Raw genomic sequence first — 3,633 nt, forward strand, 5'->3', positions numbered from 1 at the left:
TTTTTGCGTCATGCTCAAGAGTGGGTAAAAAATAATCAGGAAAAATATGATAGTTGGTTAGAAACTTCCAGACAAGCTGCTAATTAATTACAGAAGTTTTGTAGTTTTGGAGGTAAAAATTTTGAGAATTTTAGGGAACAGGGAAAAAGTAAAAGAAATTAATACTAAGCTTTACCTTGCTTTCCTAAAAATTTCTCTAAATATTCTACTATTAGCAGACTTGAAAAATCAGAATAAAGCTGAAACTAGATTGAAAATATTTTAGTCTCCACTTAAGAGAATATTGCAAATATTGAAAGTGATTATGATAGTTCGTTAGAAATGGAGAAAAATATTGGCTTTCCCATACTTCAACAGCGTATTGTAGCTAATAAAAAATTTTTAGCAGCTAACCCAGTTGCTAAACAATGGTTTGAATTAGTGCAAAGTCCAGTGGCAGATATGAGTGCTGAAAGTTTACGCATTAAAGAGGGTGAAGACCAAGAAAAAGATATTTTGCGTCATGCCCAAGAGTGGGTAGAAAATAATCAGGAAAAATATGATAGTTAGTTAGAAATAGCAAGACAAGCTGATATTAACATTTTAAGCAACATAGTATTTGCATATAGTAATCAAAAACTATAACGTTTGATATTTAATTTTAAAACTAAAAAAAGTCTCAGTTCCAAAATTTCAATCTTTGTATATCCCCAGGAATTAAAATTGTGATAAAAACGCTAGATATAGTAAGCAAAAACTATAACGTATTATTTAATTTCAATAAAAATATAGACATTTATTTACATTTAAGGACAACCCGTGTTATTCTCTTAAAAGTTAAGAATATCTTCTATTTTTCTTAGTATGAGAATGTATAGACTTTGTAGGGTGACAAATAAAAGCACAGAAACAGGACTCAGGAGTTGTCATGCTGAAACTGATTGAAAAACATATAATTAGCAAACACCATTCTAATTATCAAGAAATTGATAAATTATGCTTTTTATCAAAGAATTTATTTAATGCAGTTAATTATATTGCCAGACAAGAATTTATCTTTAACCAGAAATATTTAAACTCTGCCCAAACTTATCATTTAATCAAAGAATATGTTGACTACAAAGCCATACCTAGTAAAGTAAGTTGTCAAATAATTAGATTAGTAGACAGATACTGGAGTTGGTTTTTTGCCTCCATAAAAGACTACTCAAAAAAACCTCATAAATATCTAGGAAAACCCAAATTACCAAGATACAAAGATAAGTTAAAAGGTCGCTGTGTGACGATTTATCCAGCTCAAACTATTAGTAAAAGAAGTTTAAAAAAAGGATTATTAGAACCTTCAGGAACTCAAATATCAATACAAACCAAAATTCAAGGAAAAGTCAATCAAATTAGATTAGTACCTTGTAATGGTTATTATGTATTCGAGGCAGTTTATGAAGTTGAATCAGAAAAACCGATAAATAATAATCGAGTTGCAGCCATTGATTTAGGATTGTCAAACTTAGCAACAGTTTCCTCAAATGTCAAAGAGTTTGAACCATTCATAATCAATGGTAAACCTTTAAAATCAATGAACCAGTTTTATAAGAAAAAGAAAGGAGAACTACAGAGTAAATTACAAAAACAAACTGAAAAACCTTTGAACTCAAATCAAATCCAGAAATTAACTACAAAACGTAATTTTAAAGTAGAGACCTATTTACACCAAGCAAGTAGAATAATCATTCATAATTTACAAGAAAACCAAATTGCAACCTTAGTCATAGGGAATAATCAAAAATGGAAACTAGAGATTAATTTAGGGAAAAGAAACAACCAAAACTTTGTTCAAATACCTCATTATAAATTTATAGAGCAATTAAAATATAAAGCCGAATTAGTAGGAATAAAAGTAATTATCAACGAAGAAAGTTACACATCAAAAGCCAGCTTTCTTGATCTTGATAACATCCTAAATTATAGTGAGGGAATCAAACATAAATTTAGTGGAAAAAGAATAAAAAGAGGTTTATATAAGTCAAAAAATGGCTTGTTAATCAATGCTGACCTCAATGGTAGCTATAATATACTACGAAAAGCAGTTCCAAATGCTTATACAGATGGAATAGAGGGATGAGGAGTAGTTCCATTCAGGATAACACCTGGAAAAGTGAGTTGATAATAGATAAATATTTGTCTATAAACTTACAAACTCTTCCTCTATTTCTGTAAAAACATATAAAACTAAAACCACACAATAAACAGCCAATGTCCAGCTCAGAATCTAATCCTTCTCCAGAACAACCAGAAAAAATCCATTTACCTCGCACTAGCGAGTCAGAAGCTCTCAAAAAAATTCGTCATACCACATCCCATGTCATGGCAATGGCCGTACAAAAGCTATTTCCCAAAGCCCAGGTAACAATCGGCCCCTGGATTGAAAATGGCTTTTACTACGACTTTGATACCCCAGAACCATTTACAGAAGCAGATTTAAAAGCCATCAAAAAAGAGATGGTCAAAATCATTAAACGCGATTTACCTGTAATTAGAGAAGAAGTCAGTCGGGAAGAAGCTAAAAGTCGAATTGAAGCAATTAAAGAACCTTATAAATTAGAAATTCTCCAAGATTTAGAAGACCCAATTACCATTTATCATCTTGGTGAAGAGTGGTGGGATTTATGTGCAGGTCCTCATATTGAAAGTACAAAACAAATTAATCCTAAAGCAATTGAATTAGAAACTGTCGCTGGAGCTTACTGGCGCGGAGATGAAAGTAAGGCTCAATTGCAACGTATCTATGGTACTGCCTGGGAAACTCCAGAACAACTAGCCGAATATAAAAGACGTAAAGAAGAAGCTCTCAAAAGAAACCATCGTAAACTAGGTAAAGAATTAGGACTATTTATTTTTTCCGACCTTGTTGGACCGGGATTACCTCTTTGGACTCCCAAAGGTACAATGTTAAAGAATTCACTGAAAGACTTTCTCCAACAAGAACAACTAAAACGGGGTTATTTACCTGTAGATACTCCCCATATTGCCAGAATAGATTTATTCAAAACTTCTGGACATTGGCAAAAGTATAAAGAGGATATGTTCCCGATGATGGCTGAGGATGAACAAGCAGAAGCTCTGGAACAGGGTTTTGTTGTAAAACCAATGAACTGTCCTTTCCATATCCAAATTTATAAAAATGAATTACGTTCTTATCGAGAGTTGCCAGTACGACTTGCCGAATTTGGCACTGTTTACCGCTATGAAAAGTCTGGGGAATTAGGTGGTTTAACGCGAGTTCGGGGTTTCACTCAAGATGATTCTCATTTGTTTGTGACACCCGAACAACTTGATGATGAGTTTCTCAGTGTGGTAGACTTAACTCTATTTGTATTTAAAAATCTACAACTGAAGAATTTTCGGGCTAGATTAAGTTTCCGCGACCCTAAATTAGATAAGTATATTGGCTCTGATGATGCTTGGGAAAAAGCTGAAGGTGCGATTCGTCGAGCTGTGGAAAAAATGGGAATGGAGCATTTTGAGGGAATTGGTGAAGCTGCATTTTATGGTCCAAAGTTAGATTTTATTTTCCAGGATGCCTTGGAGCGAGAATGGCAGTTAGGGACTGTACAGGTAGACTATAATTTGCCCGAACGATTTGATTTAGAATAA

2 protein-coding genes and 1 pseudogene are annotated in these 3,633 nt (G+C 33.1%); all 3 read left to right on the plus strand.

All coding sequences use genetic code 11. The features are described from left to right. The first annotated feature begins 321 nt into the window (after positions 1-321). Entirely contained in the window at positions 322-549 is a 228-nt protein-coding gene (locus F6K22_RS35645; protein ID WP_293109297.1) for a type 2 periplasmic-binding domain-containing protein, read from the plus strand. Between the two features lie 358 nt (positions 550-907). Further along, positions 908-2,101 (plus strand): RNA-guided endonuclease InsQ/TnpB family protein, encoded by a 1,194-nt coding sequence (locus tag F6K22_RS35650; protein ID WP_293109298.1) that lies wholly within the window; start codon positions 908-910, stop codon positions 2,099-2,101. 131 nt (positions 2,102-2,232) lie between these two features. Next, positions 2,233-3,633, plus strand: a pseudogene (gene thrS, locus F6K22_RS35655) (threonine--tRNA ligase); the annotation flags it as partial.

The organism is Okeania sp. SIO2F4 (assembly GCF_010672385.1).
In the GTDB taxonomy this organism is placed as follows: Bacteria; Cyanobacteriota; Cyanobacteriia; order Cyanobacteriales; family Microcoleaceae; genus Trichodesmium.